The organism is Streptomyces sp. BoleA5 (genome assembly GCF_000373665.1).
Lineage (GTDB): Bacteria > Actinomycetota > Actinomycetes > Streptomycetales > Streptomycetaceae > Actinacidiphila.
In genome coordinates, this window is sequence record NZ_KB892135.1 from 36,943 (window position 1) to 56,828 (window position 19,886).

At 73.3% G+C, this 19,886-nt stretch carries 20 protein-coding genes; 2 read left to right on the forward strand and 18 right to left on the reverse strand.

Features of this window, described 5'->3' with window-relative positions; genetic code table 11:
- Nucleotides 1-4 precede the first annotated feature (4 nt).
- From B085_RS0133830 to B085_RS49760, 14 genes are all read right to left on the reverse strand, one after another.
- A complete protein-coding gene (locus B085_RS0133830; RefSeq protein WP_018563036.1) occupies nt 5-742 on the reverse strand; it encodes an SAM-dependent methyltransferase in 738 nt (245 codons plus the stop codon).
- A gap of 365 nt (nt 743-1,107) precedes the next feature.
- Nucleotides 1,108-2,337 (reverse strand): cytochrome P450 family protein, encoded by a 1,230-nt coding sequence (locus B085_RS0133835; protein WP_018563037.1) that lies wholly within the window; start codon nt 2,335-2,337, stop codon nt 1,108-1,110.
- A gap of 81 nt (nt 2,338-2,418) precedes the next feature.
- The gene (locus B085_RS0133840; protein WP_018563038.1) at nt 2,419-3,396 is read right to left on the reverse strand and encodes a sugar kinase; all 978 of its coding nucleotides are present in this window, start codon (nt 3,394-3,396) and stop codon (nt 2,419-2,421) included.
- A gap of 9 nt (nt 3,397-3,405) precedes the next feature.
- Complete coding sequence (locus B085_RS0133845) at nt 3,406-4,296, reverse strand: SMP-30/gluconolactonase/LRE family protein (protein ID WP_018563039.1); 891 nt, start codon at nt 4,294-4,296, stop codon at nt 3,406-3,408.
- Entirely contained in the window at nt 4,293-4,928 is a 636-nt protein-coding gene (locus B085_RS0133850) for a bifunctional 4-hydroxy-2-oxoglutarate aldolase/2-dehydro-3-deoxy-phosphogluconate aldolase (RefSeq protein WP_018563040.1), read from the reverse strand. The genes B085_RS0133845 and B085_RS0133850 overlap by 4 nt, the downstream gene beginning before the upstream one ends.
- A gap of 26 nt (nt 4,929-4,954) precedes the next feature.
- Nucleotides 4,955-5,752 carry a hypothetical protein gene (locus tag B085_RS0133855; protein WP_018563041.1) on the reverse strand — a complete coding sequence of 266 codons (798 nt, stop codon included), beginning with the start codon at nt 5,750-5,752 and terminating at the stop codon, nt 4,955-4,957.
- The gene (dgoD, locus tag B085_RS0133860) at nt 5,746-6,891 is read right to left on the reverse strand and encodes a galactonate dehydratase (RefSeq protein ID WP_018563042.1); all 1,146 of its coding nucleotides are present in this window, start codon (nt 6,889-6,891) and stop codon (nt 5,746-5,748) included. The genes B085_RS0133855 and dgoD overlap by 7 nt, the downstream gene beginning before the upstream one ends.
- Nucleotides 6,888-7,649, reverse strand: a complete 762-nt coding sequence (locus B085_RS0133865; protein WP_026251718.1) for a FadR/GntR family transcriptional regulator — start codon at nt 7,647-7,649, stop codon at nt 6,888-6,890. Before B085_RS0133865 ends, dgoD begins: the two co-directional genes overlap by 4 nt.
- Nucleotides 7,650-7,698: 49 nt before the next feature.
- On the reverse strand, nt 7,699-8,457 hold the full coding sequence (locus B085_RS0133870) for an SDR family NAD(P)-dependent oxidoreductase (protein WP_018563044.1): 759 nt from the start codon (nt 8,455-8,457) through the stop codon (nt 7,699-7,701).
- Nucleotides 8,458-8,512: 55 nt separating this feature from the next.
- On the reverse strand, nt 8,513-10,624 hold the full coding sequence (locus B085_RS0133875) for an alpha-galactosidase (RefSeq protein WP_018563045.1): 2,112 nt from the start codon (nt 10,622-10,624) through the stop codon (nt 8,513-8,515).
- Nucleotides 10,621-11,544 carry a carbohydrate ABC transporter permease gene (locus B085_RS0133880; protein ID WP_018563046.1) on the reverse strand — a complete coding sequence of 308 codons (924 nt, stop codon included), beginning with the start codon at nt 11,542-11,544 and terminating at the stop codon, nt 10,621-10,623. Before B085_RS0133880 ends, B085_RS0133875 begins: the two co-directional genes overlap by 4 nt.
- Nucleotides 11,544-12,440 (reverse strand): carbohydrate ABC transporter permease, encoded by an 897-nt coding sequence (locus tag B085_RS0133885; RefSeq protein ID WP_018563047.1) that lies wholly within the window; start codon nt 12,438-12,440, stop codon nt 11,544-11,546. Before B085_RS0133885 ends, B085_RS0133880 begins: the two co-directional genes overlap by 1 nt.
- A 2-nt stretch (nt 12,441-12,442) precedes the next feature.
- Nucleotides 12,443-13,735, reverse strand: coding sequence for an ABC transporter substrate-binding protein (locus B085_RS0133890; RefSeq protein ID WP_018563048.1), 1,293 nt, complete (start codon nt 13,733-13,735; stop codon nt 12,443-12,445).
- Nucleotides 13,736-13,999: 264 nt separating this feature from the next.
- Nucleotides 14,000-14,155, reverse strand: a complete 156-nt coding sequence (locus B085_RS49760) for a hypothetical protein (protein ID WP_018563049.1) — start codon at nt 14,153-14,155, stop codon at nt 14,000-14,002.
- 193 nt (nt 14,156-14,348) lie between these two features.
- Here B085_RS49760 and B085_RS0133900 point away from each other — a divergent pair, with 193 nt between their 5' ends.
- Nucleotides 14,349-15,170: an HAD family hydrolase gene (locus tag B085_RS0133900; RefSeq protein ID WP_018563050.1), complete on the forward strand. Its 822-nt coding sequence runs from the start codon at nt 14,349-14,351 to the stop codon at nt 15,168-15,170.
- A 44-nt stretch (nt 15,171-15,214) separates the two neighbouring features.
- Here the strand turns inward: B085_RS0133900 and B085_RS0133905 are convergent, their stop codons facing one another.
- The 4 genes from B085_RS0133905 to B085_RS0133920 all read right to left on the reverse strand — a co-directional run bounded on the left by B085_RS0133905 (nt 15,215) and on the right by B085_RS0133920 (nt 19,167).
- Nucleotides 15,215-16,147 carry a LysR family transcriptional regulator gene (locus B085_RS0133905; RefSeq protein ID WP_018563051.1) on the reverse strand — a complete coding sequence of 311 codons (933 nt, stop codon included), beginning with the start codon at nt 16,145-16,147 and terminating at the stop codon, nt 15,215-15,217.
- Between the two features lie 4 nt (nt 16,148-16,151).
- Nucleotides 16,152-17,345: a glycine C-acetyltransferase gene (locus tag B085_RS0133910; RefSeq protein WP_018563052.1), complete on the reverse strand. Its 1,194-nt coding sequence runs from the start codon at nt 17,343-17,345 to the stop codon at nt 16,152-16,154.
- Between the two features lie 62 nt (nt 17,346-17,407).
- Nucleotides 17,408-18,436: an L-threonine 3-dehydrogenase gene (tdh, locus tag B085_RS0133915; protein ID WP_018563053.1), complete on the reverse strand. Its 1,029-nt coding sequence runs from the start codon at nt 18,434-18,436 to the stop codon at nt 17,408-17,410.
- A 248-nt stretch (nt 18,437-18,684) separates the two neighbouring features.
- Nucleotides 18,685-19,167 (reverse strand): peroxiredoxin, encoded by a 483-nt coding sequence (locus B085_RS0133920; protein ID WP_018563054.1) that lies wholly within the window; start codon nt 19,165-19,167, stop codon nt 18,685-18,687.
- A 102-nt stretch (nt 19,168-19,269) separates the two neighbouring features.
- On the opposite strand from B085_RS0133920, the gene B085_RS0133925 reads away from it, so the two are divergent.
- Entirely contained in the window at nt 19,270-19,872 is a 603-nt protein-coding gene (locus B085_RS0133925) for a TetR/AcrR family transcriptional regulator (protein WP_018563055.1), read from the forward strand.
- Nucleotides 19,873-19,886: the final 14 nt, after the last annotated feature.

Here is a 19,886-nt window from a genome sequence, read left to right on the forward strand (position 1 = left end):
GCGGTCAGGCGGTCGTACGGCGCAGAAGCAGCGTGACGAAGCCGAACCTGCCGCGGTAGCCGTGCAGCCACTCGGCTCGGTGGACGGCGGCGGCTTCGAGGGCGGCTCCGCTGTCGGGGTCGCCGGGGTTGTCCAGGGCCCACTCGGAGAGGGAGCCGGTCCAGGACCACTCGTAGTCGTCCCACTCGCGGACGGAGCTGACGTGGGCGAGGACCGGGGTCCAGCCGTCCGCGACGATCCGGTCCACGGTGCTCGCCAGGTCGTCGTACTCCCCCAGCATGTCGACGAGTTCCTGGGTCGGTTCGCGCTCCCAGAAACCGTCGCCGACGAGGACGGTGCCTCCGGGGGCGAGGTGGGTGCGGGCCGCGGCGAGGGTCGGCAGGAGGCCGCCGAAGGCGTGCGCGGCGCCGACGCTGAGGACGAGGTCGAAGGGGCGCTTCGCGGCGAAGTCACCCGCGTCCTGTTCGTGGAGGGTCAGCCGGTCGCCGACGCCGAGCGCGGCGGCCTCGCGGGCCGCCTTCCCCAGTGCGCCGGTGTCCAGGTCGACGCCCTCCGCGGTGACGCCCGGGTGGTCGTCGAGGGCCCGCAGGAGCCAGGCGGCCTCCCCGCAGCCGAGGTCGAGGACGCGTTCGTCGCCGCGGCGCAGCGCCCTGCCGAGGAGACGGCGCACCACTGCGTCGTCGAGCGGTGCGGCGATGGGGTGGTGGGTGTGCGCGATGCGTGAGATGCGGCGTCGGTCCATTGGCGCAGCCTCGCAGGGCGGGCGGGTCACCGCATCCGGTTAATTCGGCTCGGGCGTGCAACGCGATCCGCGACGGTGGCGGTTTCCCTCTTCGCAAGGCTCTTGCGGGAGCGCAGCCGTCACGGCGTCACGACCGGCAGGCCGCCACGGGGGAAGGGACGTCCGGCATGGACAGGAAGACCGTCAGGGCAGCGGGCCGCCACGGTCCACCGCGGCGGGCCCTGTTCTCCGCGCGGCGCGGCGAACGTGTCGTGGAACCCGGGGAGGGCGTTCCCGGCGCAGTCCGGCTCGTCGAAGGACGCCCCTTCCGAGGTCTCCCGTGGTGCCTGCCGTGCGAGCCCGCCCTGGTGAGGGGCGCGGCCGTGCTAGGCGCCGGGCGTGCCGGGGCCGGTGGGCGTGCCGGGGAAGGTGGGCGTGAAGCGCACCGGGAGCCGGCGCACACCGCGCATGAGCATGCCGGGCAGCCAGTCCAGCTTCGCCGGATCGGCGTCGAGGGCGAGGTCGGGGCAGCGCTCCAGGAGGGCGCGGACGGCGACGCGTCCTTCGAGCCGGGCGAGCGGGGCACCGAGGCAGAAGTGCAGGCCGTGCCCGAAGGCGACGTGGCCGCGGGTGTCCCGGCGGATGTCGAAGCGGTCCGCCTCGGGGAAACGGCCCGGGTCGCGGTCGGCGGCGGCCAGGGCGACGAGGACGGGTTCGCGGGCCGGGATGAGGGTGCCGGCGACGTCGACCGGTTCCGTCGTGAAGCGGAAGGTGGCGGTCTCCACCGGGCCGTCGTAGCGGAGCATCTCCTCCACGGCGCCGTCGATGAGGTCCATGTCCGCTCGCAGGAGAGCCAGTTGGTCCGGATGGGTGAGCAGCGCGCGGACACCGTTGGAGATCAGGTTGACCGTGGTCTCGTGTCCGGCGATCAGCAGCAGGAAGGCCATGCCGCTGAGCTCGGGGCGCGAGAGCCGGTCGCCGTCCTCGGAGGTGGTGCGGATGAGCGCGCTCATCAGATCGTCGCCGGGCGCGCAGCGCTTGTCCTCGATCAGCTCGTGGAGGTAGGCCGCGAGTTCCTCGAAGGCCCTGCGCTCGGCCTCCGGCCCCGTCGGTGCGACGACCTCGTTCGACCAGGCCCGGAAGGCCTCCCGGTCCAGGTCGGGAACCCCGAGCAGCTCGCAGATGACGGTGATGGGCAGCGGGTAGGCGAGCGCCTCGACGAGGTCGGCGGTGCCGTCCGGGCGGGCCAGCATCGCGTCGAGCAGCCCGGCGGTGATCTCCTCCACGCGCGGCGCCAGTTCCTCGACCCGGCGGCCGGTGAACTCCCGGGCCACCAGCTTGCGCAGCCGGGTGTGCTCGGGCGGGTCGGAGACGAGCATGTGGCGGCCGAGGAGTTCCTCGTCGTAGGACATCCACCCGAGTGCGCGGGAGTCCTTGGCGAACCGGGTGTCGGCGAGCGCGGCCCGGGCCTGGTCGTGGCCGACGATCAGCCACAGCTCCCCGACGTCGGCGGTGCGCACGCGGTGCACGGGCCCCATCTCGCGGAGCCTGGTGTAGAAGGGGTAGGGATCGGCGGTGAACTCCTCGCCGTAGACCGTGAGATCGACCGTGTCCATGTACCGCACGGTAACCCGGGGGCCCGCCGCGACACGTCACCCTGCGGGACGAGACACCCCGGACGGTCTCATCCGAAGGATTCAGCCGATCGTGGCGGCCCGCCAGGTCTCCGCGTCCGTCTCCAGGAGCGAGGCGAGGACGACGGGGTCCGGCAGGGGCCCGTGGTCGGCGGCGACGCGCAGGGCCGAGGCCGCGGTCAGATGGCCGAGTCGCAGGGCCCGCTCCACGGGCAGGTCCCGCAGCAGACCGCTGAGGAAACCGGCGGCGAAGGCGTCCCCGGCGCCCACCGGTTCCGCCACCCGGACGGTGAGGGCGGGCACGGTGTGGGCGTCGGCCCCGGTGAAGGCGGTGGCGGCGTGCGCCCCGTCCTTCACGACGAGGACACCGGGCCCGGGAAGCAGTTCGCGGACCGAGCGGGCGTCGGTGATCCCCTCGCCCCACAGTGCCTGGGCCTCGTCGAGACCCACGAGGACGATGTCGGCCCGGTCGGCGAGCGGCCGCAGCACGTCGGCGGCGGAGCGGCCGGTCCACAGCGCGGGGCGGTGGTTGACGTCGAAGCTGACGGGCCAGGGGCGGTCCGGGCGCAGCGCCCGTTCGACGAGGGCGTGGCAGCCGGGCGACAGCGCGGGTGTGATGCCGCTGAGGTGGACGAGCGCGGCCCCGGTCAGGGCCGGGCCGTCGAGCACGTCCGGGGTGAGCGCCGAGGCGGCGGACCCCGCGCGGTGGTAGTGGACGCGGGTGCCGTGCGCGGCCGGGTCCTTGAGCAGCAGCCCGGTGGGCCGGTCGGGGTCGGTGCGCACCCCGGAGACGTCGACGCCGCCCGCGGCGATCCGCGCGCGGACCCGCCGGCCGAAGGGGTCGTCGCCGACCGCGGACACCCAGCGGGCGGGGATGCCGTGGTCGGCGAGGTAGAGCGCGACGTTGGACTCGGCGCCCGCGATGTCGACGCGCAGCAGGTCCGCGTCGTCCAGCGGCCCGAGCGGGTCGGGGGCGAGGGCGGCCATCGTCTCGCCGACGCAGACCACGGGTCCGGGTCGCAGCGTCCGGGGGGTGCTCATGGTGGCTTCCTAGGGGATGTCGGCGCGGTCCGCCGGACGGTACGCGGCGGCCGGTGTGCCGGGCACGTCCACCCGGACGGCGAACACGGCGCCGTCGAGCGGTCCCGGAGCGGCCAGGCCGATGTGCGCGCTGGTGACCAGGAGGGTCCGGCCGTCGGGACCGCCGAGGCAGAGCCCTGCGGGCTGTCCGGCGGGCAGGTCGACGATCCGGTCGAGGCTGCCGTCCGGGCGGTAGCGGTGGGCCTGCCCGGTGCCCCAGACGGCGGTCCACAGCCCGCCCTCGCTGTCGGTGGTCATGCCGTCGGGGCTGCCGTCCGCGAGGGCGACGAAGGTCTCGGGGGTGCCGAGGTCGCCGCTCTCAGGGTCGACCGGGTAGCGCCGGACGAGGCCCCGGGCACTGTCGGCCAGATACATGACGGCGCCGTCGGCGGTGAAGGCAGGGCCGTTGGGGATCGTGACGTCCCGCAGCACACGGGTGACGCGGCCGTCGCGGTCCAGGCGGTAGAGCGAGCCGGCGTCCGTGGTGGTGTCGTACGCCATGCTGCCCGCCCAGAAGCGGCCGTGCGGGTCGGCGACGCCGTCGTTCATCCGCATCGGCACCGGCGCGTCGTCCTCGGGGCGGGCGATCCACTCGGCCCGGCCCGCCGGGTCGATGCGGCAGATACCGGTGCCCGCGGCCGCGACCCAGTGGCCCGGGCGACCCTCGACCGGCGCCACCGCGCCCAGCAGACAGGGGAGTTGCGCGACAAGGGTGTGCGGGGCGTCGGGCCCGTCGGCGGCGGCCAGCAGCCGGCCGCTGAGGATGTCGGTGAGCACGGCGCGGCCGTCCGTCCAGCGGATGCCCTCGCCGAGTTCGAGGCGGTCGGTCCCCAGGACCGCCGGGGGCACGGTGGCGGTCACGGGCGGGCCTCCGCGCGGACGACGTCCAGGAAGGTGCGGGCCCGTTCACGCAGGGCCGTGACGTCGCCGCCCTCGGCGGCGTCACCGATCAGGGGCGATCCGACGCCGACGGCGACGGCGCCGCCCCGCAAGTACTCTTGGGCGGCCTGCGCGTCCACCCCGCCCACCGGAACGAACGGCAGGCCGGGGAAGGGACCGCGCAGATCCCGCAGGTAACCCGGGCCGCCGGCGCTGCCGGCCGGGAACAACTTGAGGGCGTCGGCGCCCAGCCGCAGCGCCTGGAGGATGTCGGTGGGGGTCATCACCCCGGCGAGGACGGGGAGTCCGAGTTCCCGTCCGGTGGCGATGCCGTCGCTGACCGCGGGGGTGACCAGGAAGCCGGCACCGGCCTTGTGTGCGGCCCGCGCGTCGTCCGCGCTGAGCACGGTTCCGGCCCCGAGGGTCGCGTCCGGGCCGAGCGCGGTCCGCGCCCGGGCGATGACGTCGAGCGCGTCACGTCCGCTGAGAGACACCTCGATGAGGGTGATCCCCTCCTCGACGAGGGTGAGCACGGTGGTCAGCGCGGCGTCCGGGTCGCTGCCGCGGACGATGGCGAGCAGCCGGCGGTCACGCAGCGTGGCGAGCAGGTCCATCCGACATCCCTTCTGGTGATGGGGGTTCAGGGGCGGCGGGTCGCGGTGACCGTGAGCCGCCAGGCGACCTCGCCTGAGGGCGGGACGACGACCGTGTCGCCGTCGTCCGCCCCGGCGCGGTCGAAGACGCGGCCGAGCATCGGCTCGACGCCGATCGATCGGTACGGCGCGTCCTGGGGGAAGCCGCCGAGGTTGCGCCACAGGGCGACCGCCACGGGCAGACCGCCGGCCTCGACGGCCAGGTGCAGCGCGTCGGGGCCGTCGTGCACGGTCACCCCCGGGGTGAGGACGACCGCCCCGGCGGCGCTCCCGTCGTCCGGTCCGAGCCGGTCGAGGGGGATGCCCTCGACGCGCGGCCAGGCACCGGTGACCCAGCCCGCGCCCTCGTCCGGGTAGAGCCGGGTCTCCGTCCCCGCGTCGACGCCGAGCCACGCGTCCTGGGAGAGTTCCAGCAGGGCGTGGGCGGCCCACACGAAGCGGTAGCCCGGCTCGGCGGTGAGCGTGTAGTCGGCGACGGCCGCGCCCGCCTGCGAGCTCAGGCGCCGGGTGAGCCGGAAGTCGGGGCAGTCCACGACCTCCGCGTCCCCCTCCCGGTGCCAGGGCCGCGACCAGGCGTCCCCGTGGTCGGGGAGCCCGCGCACGGTGGGTACGCACTCCTCCAGGCCGCCGGCGTCGGCGAAGGGGTCGCCGGGCCGGACCAGGGGGCGGCGGGGCTCCTCGCGGTGCCAGAGCCATTCGCGGCCGCCCGCGGTCAGCGAGGTCCAGCGGCCGCCGTGGTCCGGGTCGGTGACCACGGCGACCGGGACCCGGTCTCCGGTCACCATTCGGCGAAGGAGCCGTCGGCGTGCCGCCACACCGGGTTGCGCCAGGCGTGGCCGGAACGGTCCGCCGCGCGGACCGCGTTCTCGTCGATCACGACGCCGAGCCCGGGCAGTTCGGTGCGGCGCGCCTGGCCGTCGACGAACCGGAAGGGCTCGGTGTCGACCACGTAGGAGAGCAGGTCGGCGTCCTTGTTGTAGTGGATGCCCCGGCTCTGCTCCTGGATCAGGAAGTTCGGTGTGGCGAAGGCGACCTGCAGGCTCGCGGCCAGCGCGATCGGACCGAGCGGGCAGTGCGGCGCCAGGTGCGCGCCGAAGGTCTCGGCGAGCGAGGCGATCCGGGTGACCTCCGATATCCCGCCGGCGTGCGACAGGTCCGGCTGGGCCACGGCGATGCCCGCCGTCAGGGCCGGGAGGAAGTCGGCGCGTCCGTAGAGCCGTTCACCGGTGGCGAGCGGCACGGACGAGGCGGCGACCAGGCCCGGCAGCAGGTGCGCCTGCTCGGGCAGGACGGGCTCCTCGACGAACAGCGGGTGCAGCGGGGCTATCTCGTGGAGCACGCGCCGCGCGTTGGCGGCGGTGAAGCGTCCGTGGAAGTCGACCGCGACGTCCCGGTGCGGGCCGAGGGCCTCGCGGGCGGCCGCGACGCGCTGCACGACGGCGGCCGTCTCCGCCGGGCTGCCGAGCGGCGGGGTGCGCCCGGCGGCGTTCATCTTGACGGCCGTGAAGCCCGCCTCCACCTGGGCGTTGATCTCCTCCTTGAGCCGGTCCGGCTCGTCGCCGCCGACCCAGGCGTACACCCGGACCGAGTCGCGGACCGGGCCGCCGAGCAGGGTGTGCACCGGCACGCCGAGGGCGCGGCCGGCGATGTCCCACAGGGCCTGGTCGATGCCGGCCACCGCGCTGGAGAGCACGGGCCCGCCCCGGTAGAAGCCGCCCTTGCTGAGCACCTGCCAGTGGTCCTGGATCCGCAGCGGGTCCTGGCCCACGAGGTGTTCTGCGAGCACCTCCACGGCCGTCCGCACCACCTCGGCCCGGCCCTCCACCACCGGCTCGCCCCAGCCGACGACGCCGTCGTCGGTCTCGATGCGGCAGAACAGCCAGCGGGGCGGTACGAGGAAGGTCTCGACGCGCGCGATCTTCACTGTGCCTGGCCGTCCTTCTGCTCGGCGGAACGGTCCGCGCCCTCGGGCGCCTGCGGGCCGCTGATCTTGTCGAGATCGCGCGTCGCCTGGTCGAGCAGGGCGCGCATGGCGTGTTCCGCGGCGTCCGGGTCCCGGTCGCGCACAGCGTCGAGGACGGCCCGGTGGCTGGGCACCGGGTCCTCGCTGTGCGGGGCGCTGTGCACGAGCTGGTCGCGCTGGGCCAGGCCCGACTCGATGACCATCTCCATGCGTTCCAGCAGTTCGTTGTGGGTGGCCGCGAGCAGCGCCCGGTGGAAGGCGAGGTCGGCCTCCACGGCGTGGTTCGGGCCGCTCTCCTCGCCCATGGCGGTCAGCGCCGCCTCCAGCGCCTCCAGATCGGCGTCGGTGCGGCGGGCCGCGGCCAGCCGCACGGCGGCGGGTTCGATGATGCCGCGGACCTCGCCGAGGTTGCGCAGCAGCGCGGTGTCGGCACCGGTGCCGCTGCTCTCGGAGAACTGCCAGCGCAGCACGTCGGCGTCGAGCAGGTTCCAGTCCGAGCGGGGCCGGACGAACGTGCCGCGCTTCTGCCGGGCGTCGACCATTCCCTTGGCCGCGAGCACTTTCAACGATTCACGCAAAGCCGTCAGGCTGACGTCCAGCTCGCTCTGCAGGGCCGCCATGTCGAGCGTCGCTCCCTCGGGGATCTCGCCGCTGAGCACCCGGCGGGCGAGGGTCTCCACGGTCTGGCCGTGCACTCCTCGGCGCGCGTATGGCGTCATGTGTTTGCCTTTCTTACTGTTCGGTCGGTGGCCGGTGCGTTCTGTTCCGTCAGGCCGAGGCCTTGGTGACGCTCCAGCCGCCGTCCACGAGCAGGCTCGATCCGGTGATGTAGGAGGCTTCGCCGGCGGCGAGGAAGGCGACGGCGGCGGCGACCTCCTCGGGAGTACCGAAACGGCGGGCCGCGGTCTCGGCGACGCTCGTCACGCGGTCGGCCTCCGGGACGCGGTCCCAGGCGGCGGTCAGGATCGGTCCCGGCAGCACCGCGTTGACGCGGACGTCCGGGCCGTACTCGACGGCGAGCTGACCGCACAGCGACAGCAGGGCGCCCTTGCTCGCCGCGTACGCCGGGTGGCCGGGGATGCCGCGGTGGGCATGGACCGAGGAGACGAGCACCACCGCCCCCTGGTGCTCGCGCAGGTCGGGCAGCGTCGCCTTCACGCCCAGGAAGGCGCCGGTGAGGTTGACCGACAGCTGCCGTTCCCAGGAGGCGAGGCTGGTCTCGTGGGCCGGCGCGACCGCGACCGTGTACGCGTTGCTGACCAGGACACCGACGGGCCCGAAGGTGTGGGCGGCGGTGATCACCCGCGCCCAGTCGTCCTCGTCGGCGACGTCGGCGGCGACGAACAGGGCACGGGCCCCCTCCTTGCGCAGCAGTTCGGCGGTCTCCTCGCCGCGTTCGGCGGCGATGTCGACGAGGACGACGGCCGCGCCCTCCGCCGCGAGGCGGGCCGCGCTGGCCGCGCCGATGCCCGACGCGGCGCCGGTGACGACGGCGACGCGGTCGGTGAAACGGGCCGCTGGGTTCATGGGGTGGGTCGTCTCCTGTTCGAGCGGGGGTGGGGGGAGAATTCTTCCGCTGTTGTCACTGCCGTGCCAGGACGGTCAACTCCGCGTCGTGCGTTGCGGTCCAGGCGAACGGCAGCCCCGAGTGGAGGAGGTACGCGCCGCTGTAGCGGGTGCCGGTGGCGGCGTCGGTGTAGACGGCGTCCGGTCGCAGCCCGCGCAGGCGGAGCCGGGCGTCCCGGCCGGGCACCAGGGGCGCTCCGTCGAGGGGGCCGGTGTTCCAGGCCGTCACCACCAGGCGGTCACCGCCCGGTTCCACGTACTGGACACCGCAGGTCGGGTCGGCGGGGCTGCCCAGGAGGTGGACCTCGCCGTGGTGGACGACGTCGCGGACCTCCTTGTAGCGGGCGATCCACCCTGCGGCCTCGGACCGCTGTGCGGGCGTCCAGTGGCGGATGTCGGCTCCGATACCGAGCACGCCCGCCATGGAGTTGACGAAGCGGAAGGCGAGCGAGCGCGGCCGCGGGTCGAAGACGCCGGGGGCGTCGGTGACCCAGGAGCTCATGGTGTGCGGGGCGTGCGCGTGGAGGTAGCCGTACTGGATGCGCAGCCGGTCCATGGGCGCGGTGTTGTCGCTGGGCCACACCACGTCGGTGCGGGCGATGGTGGCGTGCTCGACGCGCCCGCCGCCGCCCGCGCAGCCCTCGACGGTGACGTGGGGATGGGCGGTGCGCAGGTGCTCCAGCACGCGGAGGTAGCCGGCGATGTGCGCGGCGTCGAGGTCCTGGCGCTCGGGGTCGGCGCCCGCCGGGTGGCCGGGGCGGCCGCGCTCGGTGGGCGGACGGTTCATGTCCCACTTGAGATAGCTGATGGCGTGGGAGCCGAGCAACCCGTCGAGCGTGCCGATGACGAATTCCTGGACGTCCTCGCGGCCGAGGTCGAGCAGCAGCTGGTTGCGCACGAGCGTCGCGGGCCGGCCGTCGATCCGGTAGACCCACTCGGGGTGCTCGGCGTAGAGCTTCGAGCGGGGGCTGATCCCCTCGGGTTCGACCCACAGGCCGAAGTCCAGGCCGAGGGCGCGCACGTCCTCGACGAACCGGTCGAACCCACCGGGGAATTCGGCCGGGTCCGGGTCCCAGTCGCCGAGGCCGCCGGTGTCGTCCGGCCGGCCGGTGAACCAGCCGTCGTCGACGACGAAGAGTTCGGCGCCGAGTTCGGCGGCGACCTTGGCGAGCTCCAGCTGGCCTTCGGCGTCGACGTCGAAGCCGGTGGCCTCCCACGAGTTGTAGAGGACCTTGCGGGGCCGGTCCATGCGCTCGCCGGTCAGGTGCCGCTCGTAGCGGTGCCAGACACGGGCCAGGCCGTCGAGGCCGTCGGGACTGAAGGCGCAGGCCAGCCGGGGCGTGACGAGCGTGGCGCCGGGGGCCAGGCGGACGGCGCCCTCGTGGGGCACGCGGCCGGCCCGTACGCGCACCGCGCCGCCGGGCTCGGCGTCGGCGGTGATCCGCCAGTTGCCGGACCACTCCAGGGCGATCCCGTAGGTGGGGGTGGGGCCCTCGGCGGGGGCGGCGGCGTCCTGGACCGCGAGCCACGGGTGGTACGCGTGCCCGGCGGAGCCCTGGGTGCTCTCCATCTCGAAGCGCCCGCGCCGCAGCTCCACGTCCCTCAGCTGGAACTCCTGGGACCACTGGCCGGCCAGGTACGTCAGCCGCGCCCCGCCCTGGACGGGCACGTTGACGGCGGCGGAGTCGAAGCGCTCAAGCCGCACCTCGTGCTCGCCGGTGCAGGTCAGCTCCGTCCAGCGCAGGACGACGTCGGTGCCGGGCACCGTCTCGTAGCGCAGCGTGGTGCGCAGCCCGAGGAGGTCGTCGGCGAAGTCCAGGCGCAGGGCGCGGTCGCCGTCCTGCGTGGCTCCCTCGAACCGCCACCAACTGCCCCGGTCGCCGCCGGGGCGGGAGGCGACCAGGTCGGCGCCGGTGAACGGCCGCAGCCCGTAAGGGATGTACTCGGCCGGGGCGGCGTCGGCGGGGGTGATGAAGTGGGTGCGGCGCGACCAGTCCATGGGCGACGGCCCGTCCTCGGCGCCGTGCGGCCCCCAGGCGGCGAGTTCGGCCCAGCGGCCGTCGCCACCGAGGGTGACGGCGTAGGTGGTGGTGTCGGTGCGCAGCAGCCACCGGTCGTGCGCGGTCACTTGACGGCTCCGAGGTTGAGTCCGGCCACGAAGTGGCGCTGGAAGCGGAGGAAGACGGCCACTGTCGGGGCGGCGGCGATCACCGAGCCGGCCGCGATCACGTTCCACATGGAGACGTACTGGCCCTGCAGTCCGATGAGGGACGCGGTGATGGGCATCTGGGTGTCGGTGCGCAGCACCGTGATGGCCCACAGCAGGTCGTTGAAGATCCAGGTGAACGACAGGGCGCTCAGCGCGGCCAGCGCCGGGCGGGCCAGCGGAAGGATGATCCGCCAGTAGATCTGCCAGGGGCCCGCGCCGTCGATCACGGCGGCCTGCTGGATCTCGCCGGGGATCGCCCGCATGAAGCCGTGCAGCACGAAGACGTAGAAGCCGACGCCGAATCCGACCTGCACGCCGATCAGGGCGTACAGCTGGTCGTAGATGCCGAGCACTTCGCTGAGCTTGGAGACCGGGATCAGCAGGATCTGCGGGGGCAGCAGGTTGCCGCCGAGCATGAGCAGCAGCAGGACGCGCCGGAAGGGCAGGTCGTAACGGCTCAGCCCGAAGGCGGCCATGGAGGCCAGGCCCAGGGAGAGCAGCACGCTGGGGATCGTGACCAGCAGGCTGTTGATGAGGGCGCGCTGCTGGCCGCCGTCCACCCACGCCTGGCGGAAGCCGTCGAGGGTGAAGGAGTGCGGCCAGCTGCCGACGCCGTGCGCGGCGATGTCGTCGAAGGTCCGGGTGCTGGTGACCAGCACGAGGACGATCGGCAGCAGCCACAGGGCGGACAGCAGACCCGCGCTGAGGTGGAAACCGGTCGTGCGTAGGGCACGGCCGCGCAGGACGGACCGGCGGGGCGCCACGGCCGGTACCCTGACGGGCCCGCCGTCGTGGTCGGACGGCTCCTCGACGCGCAGCGTGGCGTGGGTGGCGGTCATCAGTCGGCCTCCCGGAAGGCGCGCACGAGGTAGCTCGCGATGACACCGAAGGCCAGCACGAAGATGACGACGGCGAGCGCGGAGCCGTATCCCAGGCGCAGGGACTGGAACGCGGTGGAGTACATGTAGGTGCTCAGCAGTTCGGAGGAGTGGTACGGGCCGCCGCGGGTGAGGGCCCACACCACGTCGAACGAGCGCAGCGAGTCGATGACGATCACCGACAGGACGACCGCGTTGACGCTGCGCAGCTGGGGCAGCGTGATGTGCCGGAACTGCTGCCAGCGGGTGGCTCCGTCGACCCTGGCCGCCTCGTAGAGGGCGGGGTCGACGCCCTTGAGGCCGGCCAGGTACAGCACCATCACATAGCCGACCTGCCGCCACAGCGCGGGCACGATCACCGCGTAGAAGGCGGTGTCCTGGTCGGCGAGCCAGGCGTGCTTCCAGCTGCCGAGGCCGATGCCGTCGAGCACGTTGTTGATCAGGCCGTCCGGCTGGTACATGGCCTGCCAGACCAGCGCGGTGGCGACCAGCGAGAAGACCACCGGCAGGAAGAGCGCCGCCCGGTAGAACCCGACGCCGCGCCGCTCCTGCTGGAGCAGCAGCGCGGCACCGAGTCCCAGCGCGGCGGAGAGCCCGCCGAAGAGCAGCAGCCACAGCACCGTGTTGATCGCCGCGGTGCGGAAGACCGGGTCGTGCGCCATCTCGCCGAAGTTGCCGAGGCCCACGAACTTCGGGGCCGCCAGGCCGTCCCAGGAGGTCAGGGACAGGTAGAAGCCCTGAAGGGCCGGCCAGAAGACCCAGAAGGCCTCGGCGAGCAGCGGGATGAGGACGAAGGCCAGGACCACCGGGGGCACCCGGGTGGCCCTGGACCGACGTGTGGAGCCGATCAGCGCCATTGTCACTGGCTCCAGATCTTCTGTGCGCTGCGCTGCCACGTGGTGAGGATGGAGCCGATCTGCTTGGGCTTGGCCAGGTAGTGCACCAGCGCGGTGTCCGCGGTCGGCTGGAGTGCGTCGCTGGAGTCGCGGTTGAAGAACTGCGTCACGTCGGCGGCGCTCTCGATGAGCTTGCGGCCCTTGACCACCAGCGGGGTGCCGGCGTCCTTGGCGTCCGGGTGGGTGGGCAGCGCGGTGCCGGAGGAGTTCTTGAGGTAGAGCTCCTGCGCCTCGGCGGAGGCCAGGTAGCCCAGCAGCTCCTTGACGCCGTCGGCGCGCTTGCTGCGGGCGCTGGCGAAGTAGCCGTCGGTGGGCGCCTCCTCGGCGACCGGCACCTTGGGGTCGATGATCGGGAACTGGAAGAAGTCCAGGTCGCCCAGGGCGTCCTTCGGCGCGGCGTCGGCGAAGAAGGTGCCGATGAGCATCATGCCGGTCCGGCCCTGCAGGAGGGCGGTGGTGGCGTCCTGGAACGGTATCGCCGTGCCGTTGGGGTCGAAGTACGGGCGGGCCTGGTCCCAGGTGTCGAAGACCTTGCGGACCTCGGGGTCGTCGAAGCGGTGCTTGCCCGCGAGCAGTTCGCGGTGGTACGTCGCGCCGTTGACACGGATGTTGAGGTAGTCGAACCAGGCGGAGGCGACCCACGGGGTGTCGCCGCCGGCGCCGAGGCCGATGGGGGCGACGCCCTTGCTCTTGAGCTTGTCGCACAGGTCGAGGAACTCGTCCCAGTTCTTCGGCTCCTGGACGCCCCACTTGGCGAAGTTGGACTTCCGGTAGAACATGCCCCACCAGTAGTAGCTGGTGGGCACGAAGACCTTCTTGCCGCTGGAGGTCGAGGTGCACAGCTTCTTCAGGGCGTCGGAGTAGCCCGACAGCTCGGGCTTGCCCCAGATGTCGTCCAGGTCGAGGAGCAGGTCCTTCTTGGCGTACGACTCGGCGACGGAGCCCGGGTACCAGGTGTAGATGTCCGGCGGGTTGGCCGAGGTGAGGTACGTCGGCAGCTGCGTGCGGAAGGTCTCCGACGCGACGGTGTTGAGCTTCGCCTCGGCCTTGCCGCTCTTGTTGAAGGCGGCCACGAGCTGCTGCATCGAGGTCTTCGCCTGCGGGGAGGAGAGGTTGGACTGCAGGGTCACCGGGCCGCCGGACTCTCCTCCGGAGGCGGACGGGCTCTGGGTGACGCAGCTGCTGAGCAGAGCGCCGGTGCCGACTGCGCCGGACACGGCGAGGAACCGGCGGCGGCTGGCGTTGAAGGCGGTCATATGTGCACTCCCTTGGTGCCCACGGAACGGAGCTGAGGCCCCCTGACGGCCCGGCTCTGGGTGCGGCAGGAAGAGCCTGTCGCAGGGGTCAGCGTCCCGTCAAGATTAATTACTAATTTATTTTCTGAGGGGTCCGCCTCCGGGCCGAACAAGGCCCGGGGGCACACCCGTTGGTGCCGAGTGGCACGGGTTGACGCAGGTGAAGCAGGGTGGAGCAGGGTGGAGCAGGGTGTTACGAGGTACCGCGCGACGGTCGCGCGGGGCTCAGAAGGCGTCCCGGCGGACGCGACCGTCCACCCCGAGGATGGTGACGAGCACACCGCCACCCGTCCCGGCGACACCGTCGGGGGAACCGTCGAAGGCACCGCCGACGATGCCGCAGCCGCTGTCGCAGTACTGCCGCCCACGATGCGAAGCCAAGGGGTTCTCCCGAGAGTTGGGGGTTCGGGGCACCCCGCTCCGGTCGTACCGGGCGCCGGTGCCACGGCGGAAACTGTGGCCGGACCCCCGAAGCCTGTCAATATTAATTGCTAATTAACTTAAAAACGCGATCTTTCGGTGACCTGGAAGGGGTCGCGGCACCCGGTCCCGCGGACATCCGTAGGATGCGGCGATGCCCCGCCCCCTCCTGGTCGCCACCGATCTCGACGGCACGCTCCTGCGCAACGACGGCACGCTCTCCGCACGCACCCTGGACGCCCTGCGCACCACGTCCGGCGCCGGCGCCGAGGTCGTCCTCGTCACCGCCCGGCCGCCTCGCTATCTCGACGCCCTGGCCGCCGCCACCGGCCTCACCGGGACCGCGGTGTGCTCCAACGGCGCGATCGTGTACGACATCGCCGGCCGCACCGTCACGGGGTCCACCCCACTCGCCCCCTCCATCGCACGAAGGGTCGCCGCCGCCCTGCGGGACGCGGCACCCGGCGTCGGCTTCGCCGTGGAGACGGGCCACCATCTGCGCTGGGCACCGGGGTACGGGCACCACCTGCCCGAGGACGCGGACGCCGAACTCCCCGTGCGCTCGCTCGCCGAACTGTGGACGGCCCCGGGCCCCGTGGTGAAGCTGCTCGCCTGGTCGCCCGCGCTCGACGCGGACGCCCTGCTGGCCGTCGCGGAGCACGCCGCGGGCGGCGGGGCCCAGTTCACCCACTCCGGCGGCCGCGGCCTGCTGGAGGTCAGCGCCCGCGGCGTCACCAAGGCGGCCGCCCTCGCGGCCCTGTGCGCGGACCGCGGCATCCCCGCCGAGCGGGTCGTCGCCTTCGGCGACATGCCCAACGACCTGCCCGTTCTGACCTGGGCGGGCACCGCGTGCGCCGTCGCCAACGCCCACCCGGCCGTGCTCGCGGCAGTCCCCCACCGCACGGCCTCCAACGAGGACGACGGCGTGGCCCGCGTCCTGGAGCGGCTCTTCGGAGCAGGAGCGCGGGAGCGCTGACACACCGAAGGGCGATCCCCGGAATTCACACCGTCCGGACCGTGTCAGCCGATTCCGTCCGTGCCGCCCGCGCCCTCCGCCGCCTCGCGCAGGGCCTCCAGGACAGGGCGGAGCAGGGGGTGCTCCTCGGCGCCGCGGCGGACGGCGGCGAAGACGCGGCGGGTGGCGACGACGTCGTCGACGGGGCGCACGGCGACGCCGGACAGGTCCATGTCGCGCAGGGCGCTGCGCGGGACGAGGGCCACGCCCGCGCCCGCCGCCGCGAGGGCGACGACCGCGCGGAAGTCGTCGGAGGAGTGCTCCAGCCGGGGCTGGAAACCGGCGTACTCGCAGGCGAGGACGACCACGTCGTGGCAGGGGTTGCCGGGGTAGGGGCCGATCCAGGTCTCGCCGGCGAGGTCGGCGACGCGGACGGAGCCCGTCCCGGCGTCGGCGAGGCGGTGCCCCGACGGGAGGACGGCGTCGAAGGGCTCGGCGTACAGGGGGACGCGGGAGAGCCGCTGGTCGTCGGCGCGGGGGGCGCCGCGGTACTCGACGGCGACGGCGATCCCCGCGCGGCCGTCCAGCACCATGGGCAGCGACTCGTCGCCCTCGGCGTCCCGGACCCGGACCCTGATGCCCGGGGCCGTGCCGGCCAGGGCGGCGATGGCCGGGGCGAGCACCAGCGCGATGCCGGTGGCGAAGGAGGCCACGGTCACCTCGCCGGCGGCGCCGGAGGTGTACGCGGCCAGCTCGGCCTCGGCGCGTTCGAGCTGGGCCAGGACCGTGTTGGCGTGGGTCAGCAGGATCTCGCCGGCGGGGGTGAGCTGGACGCCCCGGCCGCCGCGTTCCAGCAGCCGGTGGCCGGTCTCGTGCTCCAGGGCCGCGAGCTGCTGGGAGACCGCGGAGGGGGTCAGGTACAGCGCCGCGGCCGCGGCGGTCACCGTACGGTGGTCCGCCACGGCCCGCAGGGTCCGCAGCCGTCGTGCGTCGATCACCCATTCATCCTGCCAGGGCATCGCGCGCGGCGATGAATGCGTCCACCGCCTTCTCGACGTCCGCGGTGGAGTGCGCGGCCGACAGCTGGACCCGGATGCGGGCCTTGCCGTGCGGCACGACGGGGTACGAGAAGCCGATGACGTAGACGCCGTGCTCCAGCAGCAGCTCCGCCATGCGGCCCGCCTCCGAGGCGTCGCCGATCATGACCGGCGCGATCGGGTGCTCGCCGGGCAGGATCTCGAAGCCGGCCTCGGTCATGCGGGAGCGGAAGAGGGCGGTGTTCTCCGCGAGGCGGGTGCGCAGCTCCTCGGAGTCCTCGATCAGGTCCAGGACCTTGAGGGAGGCGGCGGCGATGACCGGCGCGAGGGAGTTGGAGAACAGGTACGGACGGGAGCGTTGACGCAGCAGCGCGACGATCTCCGCGCGGGCCGCGACGTAGCCGCCGGAGGCGCCGCCGAGTGCCTTGCCGAGGGTGCCGGTGAGGATGTCGACGCGGTCCATCACCCCGTGCAGGGCGTGGGTGCCGCGGCCGCCGGGGCCGGTGAAGCCGACGGCGTGGGAGTCGTCGACCATGACCATGGCGTCGTAGCGGTCGGCGAGGTCGCAGATCTCGTCCAGCGGCGCGATGTAGCCGTCCATCGAGAAGACGCCGTCGGTGACGATGAGGCGGCGGCGGGCGTCGGACGCCTCCTTGAGGCGGGCCTCCAGCTCGGCCATGTCGCGGTTGGCGTAGCGCAGGCGGCGGGCCTTGGACAGCCGGATGCCGTCGATGATGCTGGCGTGGTTGAGCGCGTCGGAGATGACGGCGTCGTTCTCGTCGAGGAGGGTCTCGAAGACGCCGCCGTTGGCGTCGAAGCAGGAGCTGTAGAGGATCGTGTCCTCGGTCCCGAGGAAGGCCGACAGCCGGGCCTCGAGCTCCTTGTGGACCTCCTGGGTGCCGCAGATGAAGCGGACGGACGCCATGCCGTAGCCCCAGCGGTCCAGGGCGTCCTTGGCGGCGGCGGTGACCTCGGGGTGGTCGGCGAGGCCGAGGTAGTTGTTGGCGCAGAAGTTGAGGACGTCGCCGGGGGCGCCGCCGCCGGTGACCGAGACGGAGGCGCTCTGGGGACTGCCGAGCACGCGCTCGGGCTTGAAGAGTCCGGCCTCGCGGATCTCGTCGAGGGTGCCGCGCAGGTCGTCGCGGACGGAGTCGAACATCGGGGTTCTCCCTGGGAAGCTGCGGGTGGTGCGGGCGGGCCGTGCCTCGGGGGCCGGAAGGGTCAGGCGGTCCAGTCGAGGACGACCTTGCCGCAGCGGCCGCTCGCCGCGTCGTCGAAGGCGGCGTCGAAGTCGCGGTAGGAGTAGCGGCCGGTGACCACCGGGGCGATGTCGAGGCCGCCTTCCAGCAGCACGGACATGGCGTACCAGGTCTCGAACATCTCGCGGCCGTAGATGCCCTTGATGGTGATCATCGACGTGACGATCTTGGCGAAGTCGACGGAGAAGTCCTCCGAGGGCAGGCCGAGCATCGCGATGCGGCCGCCGTTCGTCATGTTGGCGATCATGTCGCGCATGGCCTCGGGGCGGCCGGACATCTCCAGGCCGATGTCGAAGCCCTCGCGCAGGCCCAGCTCGCGCTGGCCGTCGGCGATGGTCGTCTCGGCGACGTTGAGGGCGAGGCTGACGCCGACCTTGCGGGCGAGCTCCAGGCGGTACTCGCTGACGTCGGTGATGACGACGTTGCGCGCGCCGGCGTGCCTGGCGACGGCCGCGGCCATGATGCCGATCGGCCCGGCGCCGGTGATCAGCACGTCCTCGCCGACCAGCGGGAAGGACAGGGCGGTGTGGACGGCGTTGCCGAACGGGTCGAAGATCGCCGCTATGTCGAGGTCGACGGGGACCCGGTGCACCCACACGTTGGACGCGGGCAGCGCGACGTACTCGGCGAAGGCGCCGTCGCGGCCGACTCCGAGGCCGATCGTGTTGCGGCACAGGTGGCGGCGGCCGGCCAGGCAGTTGCGGCACTTGCCGCAGACGAGGTGGCCCTCGCCGCTGACGAGGTCGCCGGTCGTGATCTCGGCGACGTCGGAGCCGACGGCCGCGACCTCGCCGACGAACTCGTGACCGAGCACGAGCGGGGTGGTCACTGCCTGCTGGGCCCAGCCGTCCCAGGAACGGATGTGCAGGTCGGTGCCGCAGATGCCGGTACGCAGCACCTTGATGAGGACGTCCCCGGGACCGATCTCCGGCTCCGGGACGTCCCGCAGCCACAGGCCGGGCGCGGCCTTCTCCTTCACCAGTGCCTTCACTCTTGCGACTCCTGCCGGCAGACGAGGTGGCCCGGCCCGCGCGGGGGGACGCGGACCGGGCACGAGGGGACCCGGGCGGAAGCGGCGGCGCCCGACGGCGCCGGCTCGCGCGTTGCGCCGGGCAGACAGCAATCTGCCCGGCTTCGGGCGTTCAGTCCATCGATCTTTTCTTAAGCTCGGCAACAGCGCAGCTTCACACTCGGCCGGAAGGGCGACGCGGGCCGCCCGCGCACCGGCGCCGTCGCGGCTCAGCGCCCGCCGAGCGCGGCCAGCTGCGCGGTGATGGTGTCGGTGTCCTGGAAGGACAGGCCGATGCGGGCGACGTGCTTCCAGCGCACCAGTCCCTCCGCGTCCACGATGAAGACCGAGCGCTTCAGGCCGAGGCCCGGCATGGTGATGCCGTACGCCTTGGCCACCGTGCGCTCGGTGTCGGCGAGCAGTGGGAAGCGCAGGTCGCGCTTGCGGGCGAAGCGCTCGTGGCTGTCGAGGTCGCTGAAGTTGACGCCCCACACCGTCGCCCCGAGGTCGCGGAAGCGGTCCAGGTCGGAGGTGTAGGAGCAGAGCTGCTTGGTGCACACGGCCGAGTCGTCCCCGGGATAGAAGGCGAGCACGACGGGGGCGCCGCGCTGCGCGGACAGCGAGTACGCGCCGCGCTCGGCACCCGATCCGTCGAGCAGGACTCCCGGGAGGGTGAAGTCGGGGGCGGGGGTGCCGATCTCGGGCACGGGCATGGGGGTCCTCTCACAGGGGGTGACTCGACAGCTTCGAGCGACGATGCAGAACGTTCGTTCTTGCCGAGACGCTACGCGGTGCCGTCCGCTACCGTCAAGGACATGAGTGCACCTCCCGCCGTTCCCCTCGTCACGTTCGCCGCCGCGGACGCGCCGCCGCGCGACCGCATCCTGGCCACCGCGGCCCGGCTGTTCTACACCGAGGGCATCCACGCGGTGGGCATGGACCGGATCGTCACGGAGGCGTCCACCACCAGGGCGACGCTCTACCGGCACTTCCTGGGCAAGGAGCAGCTCGTCCTGAGCTACATCCAGGCCACCGACGAGCAGATCCGCGCCTTCACCACGGCCGCGCTGGAGGGTCTGGGCCCCCGGGAGGCCCTGGCGGGGGTGGCCGGCGCGCTCGGCGACCAGCTGTGCTCACCGGGCTTCCGCGGCTGCCCGTTCCTCAACGCGGCCGCGGAGTACCCCGACCCGGCCGACCCCGTCTCGCGCGCGATCGTGGCCCACCGGACCTGGCTGCGGGAGCTGGTCGCCCGGCTGCTCGCCGAGGCGGGCGCCCCCGAGGCCGCCGAGGACGCGGCGACGCTGATGATGCTGCGCGACGGCGCCGTGATGACCGCGGCGCTCGGTGACGCGGACGCGGTGCGGGCCTCCCTGGACCGGGCGGTGCGGCACGTCCTGGAGGCCGCCGGGGTGGGGTGAGCGCCCCGGCCGCG